14 protein-coding genes and 4 tRNA genes are annotated in these 19,770 nt (G+C 46.8%); 17 read left to right on the top strand and 1 reads right to left on the bottom strand.

The genetic code is table 11. The features are described 5' to 3' along the window. Position 1: 1 nt before the first annotated feature. Positions 2-952: a type I pantothenate kinase gene (coaA, locus tag KXJ80_RS22350; protein ID WP_037417855.1), complete on the bottom strand. Its 951-nt coding sequence runs from the start codon at positions 950-952 to the stop codon at positions 2-4. A gap of 234 nt (positions 953-1,186) precedes the next feature. Between coaA and KXJ80_RS22345 the strand changes: the two genes are divergently transcribed. The 17 genes from KXJ80_RS22345 (at position 1,187) to tuf (KXJ80_RS22265) (ending at position 19,621) form a co-directional block, all read left to right on the top strand. Next, positions 1,187-1,262, top strand: a tRNA-Thr gene (locus KXJ80_RS22345). A gap of 7 nt (positions 1,263-1,269) precedes the next feature. Further along, a tRNA-Tyr gene (locus KXJ80_RS22340) sits at positions 1,270-1,354 on the top strand. 35 nt (positions 1,355-1,389) lie between these two features. After that, positions 1,390-1,463 (top strand) — tRNA-Gly (locus KXJ80_RS22335). Between the two features lie 9 nt (positions 1,464-1,472). Next, a tRNA-Thr gene (locus tag KXJ80_RS22330) sits at positions 1,473-1,548 on the top strand. Between the two features lie 116 nt (positions 1,549-1,664). After that, entirely contained in the window at positions 1,665-2,849 is a 1,185-nt protein-coding gene (gene tuf / locus KXJ80_RS22325) for an elongation factor Tu (protein ID WP_055647561.1), read from the top strand. 271 nt (positions 2,850-3,120) lie between these two features. Continuing rightward, entirely contained in the window at positions 3,121-3,492 is a 372-nt protein-coding gene (secE, locus tag KXJ80_RS22320) for a preprotein translocase subunit SecE (protein WP_037418403.1), read from the top strand. Between the two features lie 9 nt (positions 3,493-3,501). Next, positions 3,502-4,053 carry a transcription termination/antitermination protein NusG gene (gene nusG, locus KXJ80_RS22315; protein ID WP_011070606.1) on the top strand — a complete coding sequence of 184 codons (552 nt, stop codon included), beginning with the start codon at positions 3,502-3,504 and terminating at the stop codon, positions 4,051-4,053. A gap of 127 nt (positions 4,054-4,180) precedes the next feature. Continuing rightward, positions 4,181-4,609, top strand: a complete 429-nt coding sequence (gene rplK / locus KXJ80_RS22310) for a 50S ribosomal protein L11 (protein ID WP_037430687.1) — start codon at positions 4,181-4,183, stop codon at positions 4,607-4,609. Between the two features lie 4 nt (positions 4,610-4,613). Then, entirely contained in the window at positions 4,614-5,315 is a 702-nt protein-coding gene (gene rplA / locus KXJ80_RS22305; RefSeq protein WP_011070608.1) for a 50S ribosomal protein L1, read from the top strand. Between the two features lie 265 nt (positions 5,316-5,580). Beyond that, positions 5,581-6,081: a 50S ribosomal protein L10 gene (gene rplJ, locus KXJ80_RS22300; RefSeq protein ID WP_011070609.1), complete on the top strand. Its 501-nt coding sequence runs from the start codon at positions 5,581-5,583 to the stop codon at positions 6,079-6,081. Positions 6,082-6,135: 54 nt separating this feature from the next. After that, positions 6,136-6,504 (top strand): 50S ribosomal protein L7/L12, encoded by a 369-nt coding sequence (gene rplL, locus KXJ80_RS22295; protein ID WP_007644333.1) that lies wholly within the window; start codon positions 6,136-6,138, stop codon positions 6,502-6,504. 242 nt (positions 6,505-6,746) lie between these two features. Next, positions 6,747-10,784, top strand: coding sequence for a DNA-directed RNA polymerase subunit beta (gene rpoB, locus KXJ80_RS22290; protein WP_037418393.1), 4,038 nt, complete (start codon positions 6,747-6,749; stop codon positions 10,782-10,784). Positions 10,785-10,867: 83 nt separating this feature from the next. Continuing rightward, on the top strand, positions 10,868-15,085 hold the full coding sequence (gene rpoC / locus KXJ80_RS22285) for a DNA-directed RNA polymerase subunit beta' (RefSeq protein WP_047539809.1): 4,218 nt from the start codon (positions 10,868-10,870) through the stop codon (positions 15,083-15,085). A 179-nt stretch (positions 15,086-15,264) separates the two neighbouring features. Next, positions 15,265-15,639 carry a 30S ribosomal protein S12 gene (gene rpsL / locus KXJ80_RS22280; RefSeq protein WP_011070612.1) on the top strand — a complete coding sequence of 125 codons (375 nt, stop codon included), beginning with the start codon at positions 15,265-15,267 and terminating at the stop codon, positions 15,637-15,639. An 80-nt stretch (positions 15,640-15,719) separates the two neighbouring features. Further along, positions 15,720-16,190 (top strand): 30S ribosomal protein S7, encoded by a 471-nt coding sequence (rpsG, locus tag KXJ80_RS22275; protein ID WP_011070613.1) that lies wholly within the window; start codon positions 15,720-15,722, stop codon positions 16,188-16,190. 78 nt (positions 16,191-16,268) lie between these two features. Then, positions 16,269-18,365, top strand: coding sequence for an elongation factor G (gene fusA / locus KXJ80_RS22270; protein WP_037418387.1), 2,097 nt, complete (start codon positions 16,269-16,271; stop codon positions 18,363-18,365). Between the two features lie 71 nt (positions 18,366-18,436). Next, the gene (gene tuf / locus KXJ80_RS22265; protein ID WP_055647561.1) at positions 18,437-19,621 is read left to right on the top strand and encodes an elongation factor Tu; all 1,185 of its coding nucleotides are present in this window, start codon (positions 18,437-18,439) and stop codon (positions 19,619-19,621) included. Positions 19,622-19,770 lie beyond the last annotated feature (149 nt).

Below are 19,770 nucleotides of genomic sequence, written 5' to 3'. Positions count from 1 at the left end.
ATTATTTACGCAGTAAAACGTGTGACATCAAATGATCCTGTCCTTTTTGTAGGATCAGATGCGCTCGTTCCCTTGTGGGCTGAATATTGAGCTGCAAATTGGGGCCGTTGATTGTGTCCCATATTTTCGCCGCTATAGTATAGGCTTCATCATCCGTCAGGCTAGCATAGTGATGGAAATAGGACTTTTCATCACTAAATGCCCCTTTGCGAAATTGCAAAAAGCGCTCTTGATACCATTGCTTCAATAAATGCTCTTCGGCATCGACATAAATCGAAAAATCGACAAAGTCGGAGACAAAGGGCCTACGTATATCGACTGGCGAATCTAAACCTGTTTGTAAAACATTCAGTCCTTCGAGGATCAAAATATCGGGCTGCGAAACGGTTTGATGCTGGCCGCGAATACGATCGTAAGTTACGTGGGAATAGATAGGCGCATTTACATGGGCTTGCCCGGATTTTACCGCCGAAATAAATTCGACCAACATCTTCATATCGTAACTTTCAGGAAAGCCTTTGCGTTGCAATAGCCCTTTACGCTTCAAATCTGCCAGAGGATATAGAAAACCATCGGTCGTAACTAAATCGACTTTAGGGTGCTCGGGCCACTGGCTTAGTAACGCCTGTAAAATACGCGCAGTGGTACTTTTACCCACGGCAACACTACCAGCAATGCTGATGATATAAGGGCTGCTTGAGGGCTTTTGCCCGAGAAACTCATCAAGGACTAAACCACGTTGTTGTTTGGCTTTTACAATTAAGTTAAGCAACCTGCTCAGAGGCAAGTAAATATCAGTGACTTCGGAGAGTGAAACCTTCTCATTGATACCCCGAAGATTCTCCAAGTCTTGTTCACTCAGCGTCATTGGCACTGCGTCCCTTAAAACAGACCATTGTGCGCGCTCAAAGGCAAGATAGAGTGCTTTTTGAATTGGATTTTTTGACGTCATTGGCTTTCCTCGGCTTAGGAATCGCACAGTACACCATGACTTAAGTATCGACAATATAAAATCAATTCGTGAAGCTCGGTTTCTAGCTCTTCTAGCCTGATTTACTGGATAAATGCTTGCCGACATCAGTTTGAGGGTAAAAAAGCATCATTTGATTGCTTTTTTTAAACAAATCGTCGATTTTCGCTTGCACTTGGGCACACATTTACCTAATATCCCGTTCCGAAATGATTTGCCGGCATAGCTCAGTTGGTAGAGCAACTGACTTGTAATCAGTAGGTCCCGAGTTCGACTCTTGGTGCCGGCACCATTTTACTGGAGGGGTTCCCGAGTGGCCAAAGGGATCAGACTGTAAATCTGACGGCTCCGCCTTCGAAGGTTCGAATCCTTCTCCCTCCACCATTTTCTAGGTAGTTAGGTAGCCTTAGTTAGGTTGCGCGGGCATCGTATAATGGTATTACTCCAGCCTTCCAAGCTGATAACGCGGGTTCGATTCCCGCTGCCCGCTCCAAATTTAGTTGCTGATATGGCTCAGTTGGTAGAGCACACCCTTGGTAAGGGTGAGGTCGGCAGTTCGAATCTGCCTATCAGCACCAGCCTTTCTGAATTAAGCTCCTATACCTAAATTAATCGGTTCGATGTCATTTATATGCATCGGATTTTTTCTATATGTATGTTTTCATCACCAAGACTCTTGGATTGAGGCAATACCATGGCTAAAGCTAAATTTGAACGTTCTAAGCCCCATGTTAACGTGGGCACCATCGGTCACGTTGACCATGGTAAAACCACTCTGACTGCAGCTATCTCTCACGTACTGGCTAAGACCTACGGTGGTGAAGCTAAAGACTTCTCTCAAATCGATAACGCTCCAGAAGAGCGTGAGCGCGGTATTACCATCAATACCTCTCACATCGAGTATGACACCCCAACTCGCCACTACGCACACGTAGACTGCCCAGGCCACGCTGACTATGTTAAAAACATGATCACTGGTGCTGCACAGATGGACGGCGCGATCCTGGTAGTTGCTTCTACAGACGGTCCAATGCCACAAACACGTGAGCACATCCTGCTGTCTCGTCAGGTTGGCGTACCATTCATCATCGTATTCATGAACAAATGTGACATGGTTGACGATGCTGAGCTGTTAGAATTAGTGGAAATGGAAGTGCGTGAACTGTTATCAGAATACGACTTCCCAGGTGATGACTTACCAGTAATCCAAGGTTCAGCTCTGAAAGCGCTAGAAGGCGAGCCAGAGTGGGAAGCGAAGATCCTTGAGCTGGCAGCAGCTTTAGACTCTTACATTCCAGAGCCAGAGCGTGATATCGATAAGCCATTCCTGATGCCAATCGAAGACGTATTCTCTATTTCTGGCCGTGGTACAGTAGTAACAGGTCGTGTAGAGCGTGGTATCGTTAAAGTGGGCGACGAAGTAGAAATCGTTGGTATCCGCACTACAACCAAGACAACTTGTACTGGTGTAGAAATGTTCCGTAAGCTGCTTGACGAAGGTCGTGCAGGTGAGAACTGTGGTATTTTATTACGTGGTACTAAGCGTGATGACGTAGAGCGTGGTCAAGTATTATCTAAGCCAGGTTCAATCAACCCACACACTACTTTTGAATCAGAAGTTTACGTTCTGTCAAAAGAAGAAGGTGGTCGTCATACTCCATTCTTCAAAGGCTACCGTCCACAGTTCTACTTCCGTACAACTGACGTAACCGGTACTATTGAACTGCCAGAAGGCGTAGAGATGGTAATGCCTGGTGACAACATTAAGATGGTTGTTACGCTGATTTGCCCAATCGCGATGGACGAAGGTTTACGCTTCGCAATTCGTGAAGGTGGCCGTACAGTAGGCGCTGGTGTTGTAGCTAAGATCATTGCTTAATAGCAATTGTGATTAGAAAAAAGGAAGCTTAGGCTTCCTTTTTTGTTTAAGTCGATTATTTAGTGGGTTTTGTGGGTTGCAACTGTTGTGCATCCTTGCTAACAAAGTCGAATCAGAATACAATCTATGGCCGATTTTTGACCCTGAGCTTATGCAACATGCGTTTCTAAGGGTATTCGGGATTCAGAGTATCTAAAGCGTATTGTAACTGGGTCGTATGTCCCTAATTATTGTGCTCAAGCTCAGGCCGTATTGAGTAACGGAATAACCGATGACAACAAATACTGAAAACCAGACTAACTCTCTGGATATCGTGAAGTGGGGTTTAGCGATCCTATTGCTGGCCGCTGCTGTTATTGGCAATCAAATGTATAGCGAGGCGAGTGCCGTGATCCGCGCACTGGCTGTTATCGTTGCATTCGCTATTGCTGGTTTTATTGCCCTGCAAACCGAAAAGGGTAAAAAAGCTTTAGCATTCGCGCGTGAGTCGCAAATTGAAGTGCGTAAGGTCGTATGGCCAACACGTCAAGAAGCGCTTAACACCACTTTTATTGTCCTTGCTGCAACAGGTATCTTAGCTCTTATTTTATGGGGTTTAGATGCAGTGTTAATGCGAATTGTCAATTTTATCACTGGCGTATAGGCACCTCGAATGACTGAAGCTAAAGAAGCTAAAAAAAGATGGTATGTAGTGCAGGCATTCTCTGGCTATGAAGGCCGAGTTTGTAAGTCACTGATTGAATACATTAAAATGCACGGCATGGAACAATACTTCGGTGAAGTCTTAGTTCCGACTGAAGAAGTCATTGAAATGCGTGCAGGCCAGCGTCGTAAGAGCGAGCGTAAGTTTTTCCCTGGTTATGTTTTGGTCCAGATGGAAATGAACGATGATAGCTGGCATTTAGTCAAAAGCATCCCGCGTGTTTTAGGCTTTATTGGCGGAACATCTGATCGTCCTGCTCCAATTTCAGATAGAGAAGCGGATGCTATTCTGCGTCGCTTACAAGAAACCACAGCTTCGCCAACTCACCGCGTTATTTTTGAGCCAGGCGAAGTGGTGCGTGTATGTGATGGTCCATTTGCTGACTTTAACGGTACCGTTGAAGAAGTAGATTATGACAAGAGCCGCGTAAAAGTGTCGGTAATGATCTTCGGTCGTTCTACACCAGTTGAGCTCGATTTTAGTCAGGTCGAAAAAGGCTGATTAAATTAAATACAAAATCCGTTTGGCAACGGGTGCGGATTTCTATATAATCCGCACCCGTTGTTTTCGGGGGAGCATGTTGGCATGTCGCTGATATGCGTTTGAACCCAAACTGAGGAAATGTCAGATGGCAAAAAAGATTGATGCTTATATTAAGCTACAAGTGAAATCAGGTTCTGCGAACCCTTCACCACCAGTTGGTCCAGCTCTGGGTCAGAAAGGTGTGAACATCATGGAATTCTGTAAAGCGTTCAACGCTCGTACAGAAAAAATGGAAAAAGGCATGCCTATTCCAGTCGTGATCACTGTATACAGTGACCGTTCATTCACTTTCGAAACTAAGACTCCACCAGCTTCTTACTTACTGAAGACTGCTGCAGGCCTGAAATCAGGTTCTCCACGTCCAAACACTCAGAAAGTAGGTACTATCGCTCGTGCTAAGATTCAGGAAATTGCTGAAATGAAAGCCGCCGATATGACTGGTGCTGATATTGAAGCGATGACTCGCTCAATCGAAGGTACTGCGCGTTCAATGGGTTTGGTTGTAGAGGGTTAATATAATGGCAAAACTAACTAAACGCATGCGCGTAATCCGCGAGAAAGTTGACGGTACTAAACTATACGAAATCAACGACGCTGTTGCTCTGTTAAAAGAATTAGCAACTGCTAAGTTCGTTGAAAGTGTTGACGTTGCTGTTAACCTGGGCATCGACCCACGTAAATCTGACCAAAACGTTCGTGGTGCAACTGTGTTGCCACACGGTACTGGTCGTGACGTTCGCGTTGCAGTATTTACACAAGGTGCAAATGCTGAAGCTGCTAAAGCTGCTGGTGCTGAACTTGTTGGTATGGATGATCTGGCTGAGAAAATCAAAGCCGGTGAAATGAACTTCGACGTAGTTATCGCATCGCCAGACGCAATGCGCGTTGTTGGTATGTTAGGTCAAATCTTAGGCCCACGTGGTTTAATGCCTAACCCCAAAACTGGTACAGTAACGCCAAACGTTGCTGAAGCAGTTAAGAACGCTAAAGCGGGTCAAGTTCGTTACCGCAACGACAAGAACGGTATTATCCACACTACTATCGGTAAAGTGGATTTCACACCAGTTCAATTGAAAGAAAACTTGGAAGCGTTAATCTCTGCACTGAAAAAGGCTAAGCCTGCAGTTGCAAAAGGTGTATACGTGAAAAAAGTAAGCATCTCCACCACTATGGGTGCAGGTGTTGCTGTTGACCAAGCTTCTCTCGAAACAGCTAACTAATTTTACAAGGTGAGTGCATTAGTCTATAATGCGCGCACTTTGTGGGTTGAAGCCTGTTTTTGATGCTTTAAGCATCATTAATTAGGCTTCCGTCCAAGACCGCAGGTGTTTACTTTAACGGTTTACTTAATTTCCTGCGTAGACGGTGTCAGGCCCCAGCTAAATTTTTTTACTGGATAATCTGCACCGTAAGTCACTAAATACATAAGTATTTAGTATGGTAAATACTAGGGAATACCCTAGGTAGAATCCAGGAGTAAAGCCAATGGCATTAAGACTCGAAGACAAAAAAGCGATTGTTGCTGAAGTCAACGAAGCTGCCAAAGGTGCGCTATCTGCAGTTGCCGCTGATTCTCGCGGTGTAACTGTAGGTGCTATGACCGGTCTGCGTAAAAAAGCTCGCGAAGCTGGTGTTTATGTACGTGTAGTACGTAACACTCTGGCTCGTCGTGCTGTTGAAGGTACTGCATTTGAGTGCCTAGCAGAAACGTTCACTGGCCCAACTTTGATTGCTTTCTCTAACGAGCACCCAGGTGCTGCAGCTCGTCTGTTAAAAGACTTTGCTAAAGAGCAAGCTAACTTCGAAGTTAAAGGCGCAGCCTTTGAAGGGAATTTCATCCCTGCAGCTGACATTGATCGTTTGGCGAAACTGCCAACATACGAAGAAGCACTAGCACAGTTAATGATGACTATGAAAGAAGCATCTGCTGGCAAGTTCGTTCGTACACTGGCCGCCCTGCGCGATCAAAAACAAGAAGCCGCTTAATTTCAAGCTGGCTGCTTAATAGAATTGAATTCAGAACAATAGGAAACATTTGTTATGTCTATCACTAAAGACCAAATCTTAGAAGCCTTTGCAGCTATGTCTGTAATGGAAGTTGTTGAACTGATCGAAGCAATGGAAGAGAAGTTCGGCGTTTCTGCCGCTGCTGCTGTTGTTTCTGGTGGTGGCGAAGCTGCTGCTGCTGTTGAAGAGCAAACAGAATTCAACGTAATTCTGACTGCACACGGCGACAACAAAGTTGCAGTTATTAAAGCCATCCGTGGCGCAACTGGTTTAGGCCTGAAAGAAGCTAAAGCAATGTCTGAAGCTGCTCCAGTAGCAGTTAAAGAAGGCGTTTCTAAAGAAGAAGCTGAAGCTCTGAAGAAAGAACTAGTTGAAGCTGGTGCTTCAGTAGAAATCAAGTAAGCTATTATTTAGCTTGCTCACCCAAGCCACTTGGGTGGAGGCTGGCGGTTTTTTAACCGTCGGCCTTTTTTGCGCTATATGCGCCGGCGATTTTTTTTCACCGTTTGTCGCCAGATTTTGCAGTCCCTAGCAGAGATTACTGGTTAGGTTCTTGCCATCAACGGTGATGGGCAAACGTGCTGAATGTAATAACTCAGGTTATTGATTCAGTCTTGGTCACATCTCGTAAGCAGAGGAAACCCATGGTTTACTCCTATTCTGAAAAGAAGCGTATTCGCAAAGACTTTGGTAAGCGTCCACAGGTGTTGGATATTCCTTACCTTTTGTCTATTCAGTTAGACTCTTTTAAGAAGTTCACCGATCAAGATCCTACCGGTGAGCGCGGTCTTGAAGCCGCCTTCCGTAGCGTTTTTCCCATCAAGAGCTTTTCTGGTAATTCAGAACTGCAATACGTCAGCTATAAGCTTGGCGAGCCTGTTTTTGATGTGAAAGAGTGTCAGATCCGTGGTGTTACATATTCAGCTCCACTGCGCGTTAAATTACGCATGGTGTTGTATGACCGTGAAGCAGCGGCAGGCACTGTAAAAGATATTAAAGAACAAGAAGTCTACATGGGTGATATCCCATTGATGACTGACAACGGTACCTTTGTTATCAACGGTACTGAGCGTGTAATCGTTTCTCAATTACACCGCAGCCCAGGCGTATTCTTCGATCACGACCGTGGTAAAACCCACTCATCAGGTAAGGTGCTATATAACGCACGTATCATCCCTTACCGTGGTTCATGGTTAGACTTTGAATTCGATCCTAAAGATGCACTATTCGTACGTATCGACCGTCGCCGTAAATTGCCAGCGACCATCATTCTGCGTGCATTAGAGTACTCTACTCAAGAGATCCTTGACCTGTTCTTCGAACGCGTTGAGTTCAAGATCAAGAAAGATACTCTGGTTATGACCTTAGTCCCTGAGCGTCTGCGTGGTGAAACCGCCAGCTACGACATCAAGGATGCAGAAGGCACTGTATTGGTTGAAGCGGGCCGTCGCGTGACTGCACGTCATATTCGCCAACTCGAAAAAACCAACACCACTGAACTCGAAGTACCAGTTGAGTACATCGTGGGCAAATATGCTGCTCAAGATTACATCGATCCGGACACGGGCGAAGTATTAGTTTCTGCTAACAGTGAAATCAGCTTAGAAGACTTAGCGAAGTTATCACTGGCAGGCATCAAAGAGTTGAGCACGTTATACATTAACGAGCTGGACCACGGTGCTTACATCTCTGACACTCTGCGTATCGATCCAACCACTAACCGCTTAGAAGCGTTAGTTGAGATCTACCGCATGATGCGTCCTGGTGAGCCACCAACCAAAGATGCAGCAGAAGCCCTGTTCCAAAACTTATTCTTCAGCGAAGAACGTTATGACCTGTCGAAAGTCGGTCGTATGAAGTTCAACCGTCGTCTCAGCATTCCTGATGACGAAGGTAGTGGCGTACTGTCTAAAGAAGACATCGTTGCAGTAATGAAGAACATCATTCACATCCGTAACGGCTTCGACGAAGTGGACGATATCGACCACTTAGGTAACCGTCGTATTCGTTCTGTGGGTGAGATGGCTGAAAACCAATTCCGTGTTGGTCTGGTCCGTGTTGAGCGCGCCGTGCGTGAACGTCTGTCATTAGGCGATCTGAACGAGCTGATGCCACAAGACTTAATCAACGCTAAGCCAATTTCTGCTGCAGTGAAAGAGTTCTTCGGTTCTTCTCAGCTGTCACAATTCATGGACCAAAACAACCCGCTGTCAGAAGTAACGCATAAGCGTCGTATTTCTGCTCTAGGCCCAGGTGGTTTGACCCGCGAACGTGCAGGCTTCGAAGTCCGCGACGTACACCCAACTCACTATGGTCGTTTATGTCCAATTGAGACCCCTGAAGGTCCAAACATTGGTCTAATCAACTCATTAGCAAGCTTTGCCCGTACTAACTCATACGGCTTCTTAGAAACCCCATACCGCAAAGTGGTAGACGGTGTGATCACTGACGAAGTGGAATACTTGTCAGCGATTGAAGAAGGTCGTTATGTGATTGCACAGGCGAACATCGAAGTTGACTCTGAAGGCCGCATGGTTGAAGAGCAGATCGCCTGTCGTCACAAAGGTGAATCTACCTTTATGCGCGCGTCTGACATTCAATACATGGACGTATCGCCACAACAGATCATTTCTGTTGCTGCGTCACTGATCCCGTTCTTAGAACACGACGACGCGAACCGTGCATTGATGGGTGCGAACATGCAACGTCAAGCGGTACCAACACTGAAGTCAGAGAAGCCTCTGGTCGGTACAGGTATTGAACGCACATTAGCTGTGGATTCAGGCGTAGTAGTCGCCGCTAAACGTGGTGGTGTGATCGATTACGTTGATGCGAGCCGTATCGTCGTTAAAGTAAATGAAGACGAGCTGCGCCCAGGCGAAGCGGGTATCGACATTTACAACCTGACTAAGTACACCCGTTCTAACCAAAACACGTGTATCAACCAACGTCCATGTTGCAGCGTTGGTGAGCCAGTGGTTCGTGGTGACGTGTTAGCAGACGGTCCGTCTACTGACTTAGGTGACTTAGCCCTTGGCCAGAACATGCGTATCGCGTTCATGCCTTGGAACGGTTACAACTTCGAAGACTCGATCTTAATTTCTGAGCGCGTTGCACAGGAAGACCGTTTCACCACTATCCACATTCAAGAGCTGTCTTGTATCGCTCGTGATACCAAACTGGGTAGCGAAGAAATCACTGCTGACATTCCAAACGTAGGTGAATCTGCGCTGTCGAAACTCGACGAGTCAGGTATCGTTTACATCGGTGCAGAAGTGAAGGGCGGTGACATTCTGGTAGGTAAAGTGACGCCAAAAGGCGAAACACAACTGACTCCAGAAGAGAAGTTACTGCGCGCCATCTTCGGTGAGAAAGCGTCTGATGTGAAAGACAGCTCACTGCGTGTACCTAACTCTGTTAAAGGTACCATCATCGACGTTCAGGTATTTACCCGTGACGGCGTTGAGAAAGACAAACGCGCCATTGAAATCGAAGAAATGCACATTGCCCAAGCTCGTAAAGACTTAGGCGAAGAGTTCAAGATCCTTGAAGAAGGCGTATTGAGCCGTGCACGCAACTTATTATTAAGTGCCGGTTTCACTGAAGCACAAATCGCAGCATTGCCACGTAAAGATGTATTGGTTCAAGTCATTGATGATGAAGCCAAACAAACTGAGCTTGAGCAATTAGCTGAACAGCATGAAGAGCTGAAAGCAGACTTCGATAAGAAGTTTGAAATCAAACGTCGCAAAATCACCCAAGGTGATGACTTGGCCCCAGGTGTACTGAAGATCGTTAAAGTTTACTTAGCGGTTAAACGTACTATCCAACCTGGTGACAAGATGGCGGGTCGTCACGGTAACAAGGGTGTTATCTCTAAGATTAACCCAATTGAAGACATGCCGTACGACGAGCAAGGCAACCCTGTGGACATCGTATTGAACCCGCTAGGCGTTCCATCACGTATGAACATCGGTCAGGTTCTTGAAGTTCACTTAGGTGCTGCGGCTAAAGGTATTGGTAACAAGATTGCTGCCATGCTGGAAGATCAGCGCGAGAAGGGACTTGCAGAAGTTCGTAACTACATCAAGCAAGTGTACGAATTAGGTGACGAAGTGCAGCAGCGCGTCGACATCGATTCATTCACTGACGATGAGTTATTGCGCTTAGCGAACAACCTGAAAGGCGGTATCCCAGTTGCTACGCCAGCCTTCGACGGTGCTAAAGAGAAAGAGATCAAGCAGATGCTTGAGCTTGCAGGCTTGCCAACCTCTGGTCAGCTGAAATTATTTGATGGTCGTACCGGTAACGAATTTGAGCGTCCAGTAACTGTTGGTTACATGTACATGCTCAAACTGAACCACTTAGTTGACGACAAGATGCACGCCCGTTCTACCGGTTCGTACAGCTTAGTAACTCAACAACCATTGGGCGGTAAAGCTCAGTTCGGTGGTCAGCGTTTCGGGGAGATGGAAGTGTGGGCACTCGAAGCATACGGTGCCGCTTATACGCTTCAAGAAATGCTCACCGTGAAATCGGATGACGTTAACGGTCGTACTCAGATGTATAAGAACATCGTCGACGGTAACCATCAGATGCAGCCTGGCATGCCAGAGTCCTTCAACGTATTACTGAAGGAGATCCGTTCACTCGGTATTAATATCGAGTTGGATCAGGAATAAGCGTCGCCTTAAGGCAACGTTTGGCAACAGAATGGTGCTCCGCAGTCGCGGAGCACCCGGTTTAACTCCTTCAGGAGAGAAACGTGAAAGACTTATTAAAGTTTCTGAAACAGCAAAGCAAGACTGAAGAATTTAACGGCATCAAAATTGGTCTGGCATCGCCTGATCTGATCCGTTCTTGGTCTTTTGGTGAAGTTAAGAAGCCAGAAACCATTAACTACCGTACCTTCAAGCCTGAGCGTGAAGGTCTGTTCTGTGCGCGTATCTTTGGCCCAGTCAAAGATTACGAATGTTTGTGCGGTAAGTACAAGCGTTTGAAGCACCGTGGTGTGATCTGTGAAAAGTGTGGTGTAGAAGTTACCCAGACTAAAGTACGTCGTGAACGTATGGGTCACATTGAACTGGCTAGCCCAGTTGCCCACATTTGGTTCTTGAAATCACTGCCGTCCCGTATCGGTTTAATGCTGGACATGACGCTGCGTGATATCGAGCGCGTACTGTATTTTGAATCTTTCGTCGTGATCGAGCCTGGCATGACCAGCCTTGAGCGTGGCCAAATGCTGACAGAAGAAAACTATCTGGACGCATTAGAAGAGTACGGTGACGAATTCGAAGCCAAGATGGGTGCTGAAGCGGTATTAGAACTGCTGCGCGCAATCGATCTTGAAAAAGAAATCGAACAAATGCGTGAAGAGCTGCCATCAATCAACTCTGAGACTCGTCGCAAGAAAGTGACCAAGCGTCTTAAGTTGATGGAAGCGTTCCACACTTCTGGTAACAAGCCAGAGTGGATGATCTTAAAAGTACTGCCTGTGTTACCACCTGACTTACGTCCGCTGGTACCGCTCGATGGCGGCCGCTTCGCGACTTCAGATCTGAACGATCTGTATCGCCGCGTGATCAACCGCAACAACCGTTTGAAGCGTCTGTTAGATTTAGCTGCGCCGGACATCATCGTACGCAACGAAAAGCGTATGTTACAAGAGTCTGTTGATGCGCTATTAGATAACGGTCGTCGTGGTCGTGCTATTACCGGTTCTAACAAACGTCCTCTGAAATCTTTGGCCGATATGATCAAAGGTAAACAAGGTCGTTTCCGTCAGAACTTGTTAGGTAAGCGTGTTGACTACTCTGGTCGTTCGGTTATTACCGTAGGTCCTACTTTACGTCTGCACCAATGTGGTCTTCCTAAGAAGATGGCACTGGAACTGTTCAAGCCATTCATCTATGGCAAGCTGGAAGGTCGTGGCTTAGCGACAACCATCAAAGCGGCTAAGAAGATGGTAGAGCGTGAAGTGGCGGAAGTTTGGGACGTTCTGGATGAAGTGATCCGCGAACATCCAGTGATGCTTAACCGTGCACCAACACTGCACAGACTCGGTATCCAAGCGTTCGAACCTGTACTGATTGAAGGTAAAGCCATCCAGTTACACCCACTCGTTTGTGCGGCATACAACGCCGACTTCGACGGTGACCAAATGGCTGTACACGTACCGTTAACACTGGAAGCGCAGCTTGAAGCCCGTGCCCTGATGATGTCTACCAACAACATCCTGTCACCAGCCAACGGCGAGCCTGTAATCACTCCATCACAAGACGTGGTATTAGGTCTGTACTACACCAGCCGTGAGCGTATTAACGGCCGTGGTGAAGGTATGTACTTTATGTCTGTTGCTGAAGTTGAAAAAGCTTATGCAACTGGCGCTGCTGAACTGCATGCCCGCGTGAAAGTGCGTATCACTGAAACCGTTATCGGTGACAATGGTGAGCGTACTGAACAACGTCGTATCGTAGATACTACAGTCGGTCGTGCTCTGCTGTCATTGATTCTGCCAGCAGGTTTGTCATTTGATCTGGTTAACCAGAACATGGGCAAAAAGCAGATTTCTAAGCTGTTGAACACCTGTTACCGTCAATTAGGTCTGAAAGATACCGTTATCTTCGCTGACCAACTGATGTATACAGGTTTCCGTTACGCCACTATCTCTGGTGCATCTGTCGGTATCGACGACATGGTGATCCCAGCTGAGAAGTACACCTTAGTTGCTGACGCTGAAGCCGAAGTGCTCGAAATTCAAGAGCAGTTCCAATCAGGTCTGGTTACTGCTGGTGAGCGTTACAACAAAGTTATCGACATCTGGGCAAGTGCGAACGAAAAAGTTTCTAAAGCGATGATGGAAAACCTGTCAACTGAGACAGTGATTAACCGTGATGGCGTTGAAGAAAAACAAGCTTCGTTCAATAGCATTTACATGATGGCCGACTCTGGCGCTCGTGGTAGTGCTGCACAGATCCGTCAGTTAGCGGGTATGCGTGGTCTGATGGCGAAACCAGACGGTTCGATCATTGAAACGCCAATTACCGCTAACTTCCGTGAAGGTCTAAACGTACTTCAGTACTTTATTTCTACTCACGGTGCGCGTAAAGGTCTTGCCGATACTGCATTGAAGACAGCGAACTCGGGTTACCTGACTCGTCGTCTGGTAGACGTTGCTCAAGACTTAGTCGTCATTGAAGATGATTGTGGTACTCACGAAGGTCTAACCATGAAGCCGCTGATCGAAGGTGGTGATGTGGTTGAGCCATTACGTGAACGCGTACTGGGTCGTGTGGTTGCTGTTGATGTGTTCTATCCAGGCACCGAAGACGTGCTTGCACCACGTAACACCCTGCTCGATGAAGCATGGTGCGACAAGTTAGAAGAGCATTCAATCGATGAAGTGATTGTTCGTTCAGTCATTACCTGTGATACCGATTTTGGTGTGTGTGCTGCCTGTTACGGCCGTGATTTGGCCCGTGGCCATATCATCAACCACGGTGAAGCGATCGGTGTTGTGGCTGCACAATCAATCGGTGAACCTGGTACACAGTTAACGATGCGTACGTTCCACATCGGTGGTGCTGCGTCACGTGCCTCAGCAGAAAACAACGTTCAAGTGAAGAACTCAGGTTCGTTGAAACTGCACAACGCTAAGTACGTAACAAACACAGACGGCAAGCTGGTTATCGTTTCTCGTTCTTCTGAACTGGCAATCATCGACGAATTAGGTCGTGAGAAAGAGCGTTATAAAGTGCCTTACGGTACTGTGCTCGAGAAGTTAGAAGAAGCATCAGTAGAAGCAGGCGATATCATCGCTAACTGGGACCCACATACTCACCCAATCATCACTGAAGTGGCGGGTAGTATTAAGTTCGTTGACATGATCGACGGCGTGACCATGACTCGTCAAACAGACGAACTGACTGGTCTGTCATCAATCGTGATCCTCGACGTGGGTCAACGTGGTTCAGCGGGTAAAGAAATGCGCCCAATGATCCGTCTGGTTGGCGCCGACGGTAGCGACCTGATGATCCCAGGTACAGAAGTACCAGCACAATACTTCTTACCAGGCAGTGCGATCGTTAACCTTGACGACAACGCGCAAATCGCCGTGGGTGACGCGTTAGCACGTATTCCACAAGAATCGTCTAAAACACGCGACATCACGGGTGGTCTACCACGCGTTGCCGACCTGTTCGAAGCCCGTAAGCCAAAAGAGCCTGCAATTCTGGCAGAAATCTCTGGTACCATCTCGTTTGGTAAAGAGACTAAGGGCAAGCGTCGTCTGGTGATTACACCAGCGGATGGCGGTGAACAGTACGAAGAGATGATCCCGAAATGGCGTAACTTAAACGTGTTCGAAGGTGAAAAAGTCGAACGTGGTGAAGTTATTGCTGACGGTCCAGAAGCGGCGCACGACATTCTGCGTCTTCGTGGCATCCACAACGTAGCTAACTACATTGTGAACGAAGTACAAGACGTATATCGTCTACAAGGCGTGAAGATCAACGATAAGCATATCGAAGTGATCATCCGTCAAATGCTGCGTAAGTGCGTAATCACCTCTGCAGGTGATAGTGAGTTCTTAGAAGGCGAACAAGTAGAAGTGTCTCGCGTGAAGATCGCTAACCGCGACCTGATCGAACAAGGCAAAGTGCCTGCGACCTTCGAACGTGAACTGCTGGGTATTACCAAAGCGTCTCTGGCAACAGAATCGTTTATCTCTGCAGCATCGTTCCAAGAAACAACTCGCGTACTGACAGAAGCTGCCGTAGGCGGCAAGTCTGATAACTTACGTGGTCTGAAAGAAAACGTAATCGTTGGCCGTCTGATCCCAGCCGGTACTGGTTACGCTTATCACAAGACCCGTAACGATGCCCGTGCTAAGAAAGACGAGCCAGTTGTAGTGAATAAGATCACTGCAAGCGAAGCGGAACAAAACCTTGCAGACCTCTTAAACTTGGCTGGCAGTCAAGATTAAGTAATCAGTTTGTAACAAAAAGGCGCCGTTGGCGCCTTTTTCATTGGAATATGCCGCAAAAGTTGGCTATTTCTTGACAGTTAGGCTTTACCTTTCTAAAATTCCGCGTCCCACCATTGTGGGATATAGATTTTTCACACCTTATCGTTGAGTTTGATTCAACTGACTCGGAGCTATACATGGCAACTGTAAACCAGTTGGTACGTAAGCCACGCGCGCCAAAAGTCGACAAGACTAATGTGCCTGCGTTGAATGCGTGCCCACAAAAGCGTGGTGTTTGTACACGTGTGTACACTACTACCCCTAAAAAACCTAACTCTGCACTACGTAAAGTAGCTCGTGTGCGTCTAACTAACGGTTTCGAAGTTACTTCGTACATCGGCGGTGAAGGCCACAACCTGCAGGAACACAGCGTGATTTTGATCCGTGGTGGTCGTGTTAAAGACTTACCTGGTGTTCGCTACCACACTGTTCGTGGCGCATTAGACTGTGCAGGCGTGACTTCACGTCGCCAAAGCCGTTCTAAGTACGGTGCTAAGCGTCCTAAGTCTTAACGTATCCGTTAAGTAAGGCCAAGCTAGTTTATTTTGAGAATTCCAGTTTTGGAAATCCCTGAAGCATACGGAGAATTGTTATGCCAAGACGTCGCGTTGTAGGACAACGTAAAATCCTACCAGATCCAAAGTTTCACAGTGAGTTGCTGGCTAAGTTCATCAACGTCATTATGCAGGACGGCAAAAAGTCGACTGCTGAAAAAATCATTTACAAGGCTCTTGATGTTATCGCTGAAAAGAAAGGCGCTAACCATTTAGACATCCTTGAAGCAGCCCTGGACAACGTTCGCCCATCAGTCGAAGTTAAATCTCGTCGCGTGGGTGGTTCTACATACCAGGTACCATGTGAAGTTCGTCCTGTGCGTCGTAACGCACTGGCGATGCGCTGGTTAGTTGAAGCTGCACGTAAGCGTGGTGAAAAATCTATGGCTTTACGTCTAGCAGGTGAAATGCTAGATGCGTCTGAAAACAAAGGTACTGCTGTTAAGAAGCGTGAAGACGTGCACCGCATGGCTGAAGCTAACAAGGCCTTTGCTCATTACCGTTGGTAATCTGATGGTGTGGGCTTAGGCCCACACCATTGTTGTTGATATTGCCAAGACTTAGGTTTTGGTGGAGAGGGTATAATCGTGGCTCGTACAACCCCAATTGAGCGTTATCGTAATATCGGTATTTGTGCTCATGTGGACGCAGGTAAAACCACCACAACAGAACGTGTTCTGTTCTATACCGGTTTGTCTCATAAAATCGGTGAGGTGCATGACGGCGCCGCGACCACTGACTGGATGGTGCAAGAGCAAGAGCGTGGTATTACTATCACCTCGGCTGCTGTCACTACTTTCTGGCGTGGTATGGATGCTCAATTCACTGAACACCGCATCAATATCATCGATACCCCTGGTCACGTTGACTTTACTATTGAAGTTGAACGTTCTTTGCGCGTTCTTGACGGCGCTGTTGTGGTTTTCTGTGGTGCTTCAGGTGTTGAACCTCAATCAGAAACCGTATGGCGTCAAGCTGACAAATACCGCGTTCCACGCATCGTATTTGTCAACAAGATGGACCGTGCAGGCGCGGACTTTGAACGTGTAGTGAAGCAAATCAGAACTCGCCTTGGAGCAACTTGTGTACCGATCCAATTAAATATCGGCGCAGAAGAAAACTTCACTGGCGTGATCGACTTAATCAAGATGAAAGCCATTAACTGGAACGAAGCGGACCAGGGGATGACGTTCTCTTATGAAGAGATCCCTGCACATTTAGCAGCTAAAGCGGCTGAAATGCATGAGTATCTGGTTGAAGCAGCCGCTGAAGCCTCTGATGAACTGATGGACAAGTATCTTGAAGAAGGTACCCTGTCAGAAGAAGAGATCAAAAAAGCACTGCGTCAACGTACTATAAATAATGAAATCGTTTTAGCGACCTGTGGTTCTGCATTTAAGAACAAAGGCGTTCAAGCGGTTCTTGATGCGGTAGTAGAATTCTTGCCAGCACCAGTCGATGTGCCACCGATTAAGGGCATCGATGACAATGAGCAAGAAGTTGAGCGCCCATCAGATGACAATGCCCCCTTTGCGGCGTTGGCATTTAAGATTGCTACAGACCCGTTTGTGGGTACTTTAACCTTTATTCGTGTGTATTCAGGCGTACTCGAATCAGGTTCTGGCGTTTACAACTCTGTTAAACAGAAACGTGAACGTATTGGCCGTATCGTGCAGATGCACGCTAACGACCGCACAGAACTGAAAGAAGTCCGTGCAGGTGATATTGCCGCGGCTATTGGTCTAAAAGACGTAACCACGGGTGATACACTTTGTGATAATGACCACAAAGTAATCTTGGAACGCATGGAGTTCCCAGAACCTGTAATTACCATTGCCGTTGAACCTAAGTCAAAAGCCGACCAGGACAAAATGGGTATCGCACTGCAAAAACTTGCAGCAGAGGATCCTTCATTCCGGGTTGAGACTGACGAAGAATCATCACAAACACTGATTTCTGGAATGGGTGAGTTACACTTAGACATTATCGTTGATCGTATGCGTCGCGAATTTGGTGTTGAGTGCAACGTAGGTAAGCCACAAGTGGCCTACCGTGAAACCATTCGTGGATCAGTTGAGGCTGAAGGTAAATTTGTACGCCAATCAGGTGGCCGTGGACAATTCGGTCATGTTTGGTTAAAACTAGAGCCTAATGAAGAAGGCGCTGGTTACGAATTTATCAACGCAATCGTTGGCGGTGTAGTTCCACGTGAATTCATCCCTGCGGTTGATAAAGGTATCCAAGAGCAGATGAAGAATGGCGTTCTCGCTGGCTTCCCTGTATTGGACGTGAAGGTCACTCTGTTCGATGGTTCATATCATGATGTGGACTCGAATGAAATGGCGTTCAAAATTGCGGGTTCTATGGGCTTCAAAAAGGGTGCGCTTGAGGCGAAACCTGTGTTGCTCGAACCTTGCATGAAAGTAGAAGTAACTACTCCAGAAAACTATATGGGTGATGTTGTTGGTGATTTAAACCGTCGCCGTGGTTTGATTGAAGGTATGGATGATGGCTTTGGTGGCATCAAAATAGTCCATGCAGTAGTGCCTCTTTCTGAAATGTTTGGTTATGCAACTGATTTGCGTTCTGCAACTCAGGGTCGTGCTTCTTACTCCATGGAGTTCTTGAAGTACACTGATGCACCGCAAAACATTGCGAAAGCGATTATTGAATCTCGTAGCTAATTTCCAGTTACGACATAAATGTAATATGGTCCTGTCAATGCAGGACTATTCTGAAAAGAAAGGAATATATCGTGGCAAAAGCTAAATTTGAACGTAGTAAGCCTCACGTAAACGTGGGCACCATCGGTCACGTTGACCATGGTAAAACCACTCTGACTGCAGCTATCTCTCACGTACTGGCTAAGACCTACGGTGGTGAAGCTAAAGACTTCTCTCAAATCGATAACGCTCCAGAAGAGCGTGAGCGCGGTATTACCATCAATACCTCTCACATCGAGTATGACACCCCAACTCGCCACTACGCACACGTAGACTGCCCAGGCCACGCTGACTATGTTAAAAACATGATCACTGGTGCTGCACAGATGGACGGCGCGATCCTGGTAGTTGCTTCTACAGACGGTCCAATGCCACAAACACGTGAGCACATCCTGCTGTCTCGTCAGGTTGGCGTACCATTCATCATCGTATTCATGAACAAATGTGACATGGTTGACGATGCTGAGCTGTTAGAATTAGTGGAAATGGAAGTGCGTGAACTGTTATCAGAATACGACTTCCCAGGTGATGACTTACCAGTAATCCAAGGTTCAGCTCTGAAAGCGCTAGAAGGCGAGCCAGAGTGGGAAGCGAAGATCCTTGAGCTGGCAGCAGCTTTAGACTCTTACATTCCAGAGCCAGAGCGTGATATCGATAAGCCATTCCTGATGCCAATCGAAGACGTATTCTCTATTTCTGGCCGTGGTACAGTAGTAACAGGTCGTGTAGAGCGTGGTATCGTTAAAGTGGGCGACGAAGTAGAAATCGTTGGTATCCGCACTACAACCAAGACAACTTGTACTGGTGTAGAAATGTTCCGTAAGCTGCTTGACGAAGGTCGTGCAGGTGAGAACTGTGGTATTTTATTACGTGGTACTAAGCGTGATGACGTAGAGCGTGGTCAAGTATTATCTAAGCCAGGTTCAATCAACCCACACACTACTTTTGAATCAGAAGTTTACGTTCTGTCAAAAGAAGAAGGTGGTCGTCATACTCCATTCTTCAAAGGCTACCGTCCACAGTTCTACTTCCGTACAACTGACGTAACCGGTACTATTGAACTGCCAGAAGGCGTAGAGATGGTAATGCCTGGTGACAACATCAAGATGGTTGTTACGCTGATTTGCCCAATCGCGATGGACGAAGGTTTACGCTTCGCAATTCGTGAAGGTGGCCGTACAGTAGGCGCTGGTGTTGTAGCTAAGATCATTGCGTAATAGCAATTGTGATTAGAAAAAAGGAAGCTTAGGCTTCCTTTTTTATTTTTAGCCCAAAACCACCTACTTCAGTAGGTGGTTATCATCATTTGAGGCTTTGCCTGTATACCTACCCATGTTAAATGCATCTTTGATTTTTAGCGAAGTCA

The sequence above is a fragment of the Shewanella xiamenensis genome (genome assembly GCF_024971755.1).
Classification (GTDB): domain Bacteria; phylum Pseudomonadota; class Gammaproteobacteria; order Enterobacterales; family Shewanellaceae; genus Shewanella; species Shewanella xiamenensis.
Note: the sequence above shows the minus strand (reverse complement) of the source record. Positions and strands in the feature narration are given on the sequence as shown.

Coding starts and splice junctions, on each gene's coding strand:
- coaA (WP_037417855.1), bottom strand. CDS start 952: ATGACGTCAAAAAATCCAATTCAAAAAGCACTCTATCTTGCCTTTGAG.
- tuf (WP_055647561.1), top strand. CDS start 1,665: ATGGCTAAAGCTAAATTTGAACGTTCTAAGCCCCATGTTAACGTGGGC.
- secE (WP_037418403.1), top strand. CDS start 3,121: ATGACAACAAATACTGAAAACCAGACTAACTCTCTGGATATCGTGAAG.
- nusG (WP_011070606.1), top strand. CDS start 3,502: ATGACTGAAGCTAAAGAAGCTAAAAAAAGATGGTATGTAGTGCAGGCA.
- rplK (WP_037430687.1), top strand. CDS start 4,181: ATGGCAAAAAAGATTGATGCTTATATTAAGCTACAAGTGAAATCAGGT.
- rplA (WP_011070608.1), top strand. CDS start 4,614: ATGGCAAAACTAACTAAACGCATGCGCGTAATCCGCGAGAAAGTTGAC.
- rplJ (WP_011070609.1), top strand. CDS start 5,581: ATGGCATTAAGACTCGAAGACAAAAAAGCGATTGTTGCTGAAGTCAAC.
- rplL (WP_007644333.1), top strand. CDS start 6,136: ATGTCTATCACTAAAGACCAAATCTTAGAAGCCTTTGCAGCTATGTCT.
- rpoB (WP_037418393.1), top strand. CDS start 6,747: ATGGTTTACTCCTATTCTGAAAAGAAGCGTATTCGCAAAGACTTTGGT.
- rpsL (WP_011070612.1), top strand. CDS start 15,265: ATGGCAACTGTAAACCAGTTGGTACGTAAGCCACGCGCGCCAAAAGTC.
- rpsG (WP_011070613.1), top strand. CDS start 15,720: ATGCCAAGACGTCGCGTTGTAGGACAACGTAAAATCCTACCAGATCCA.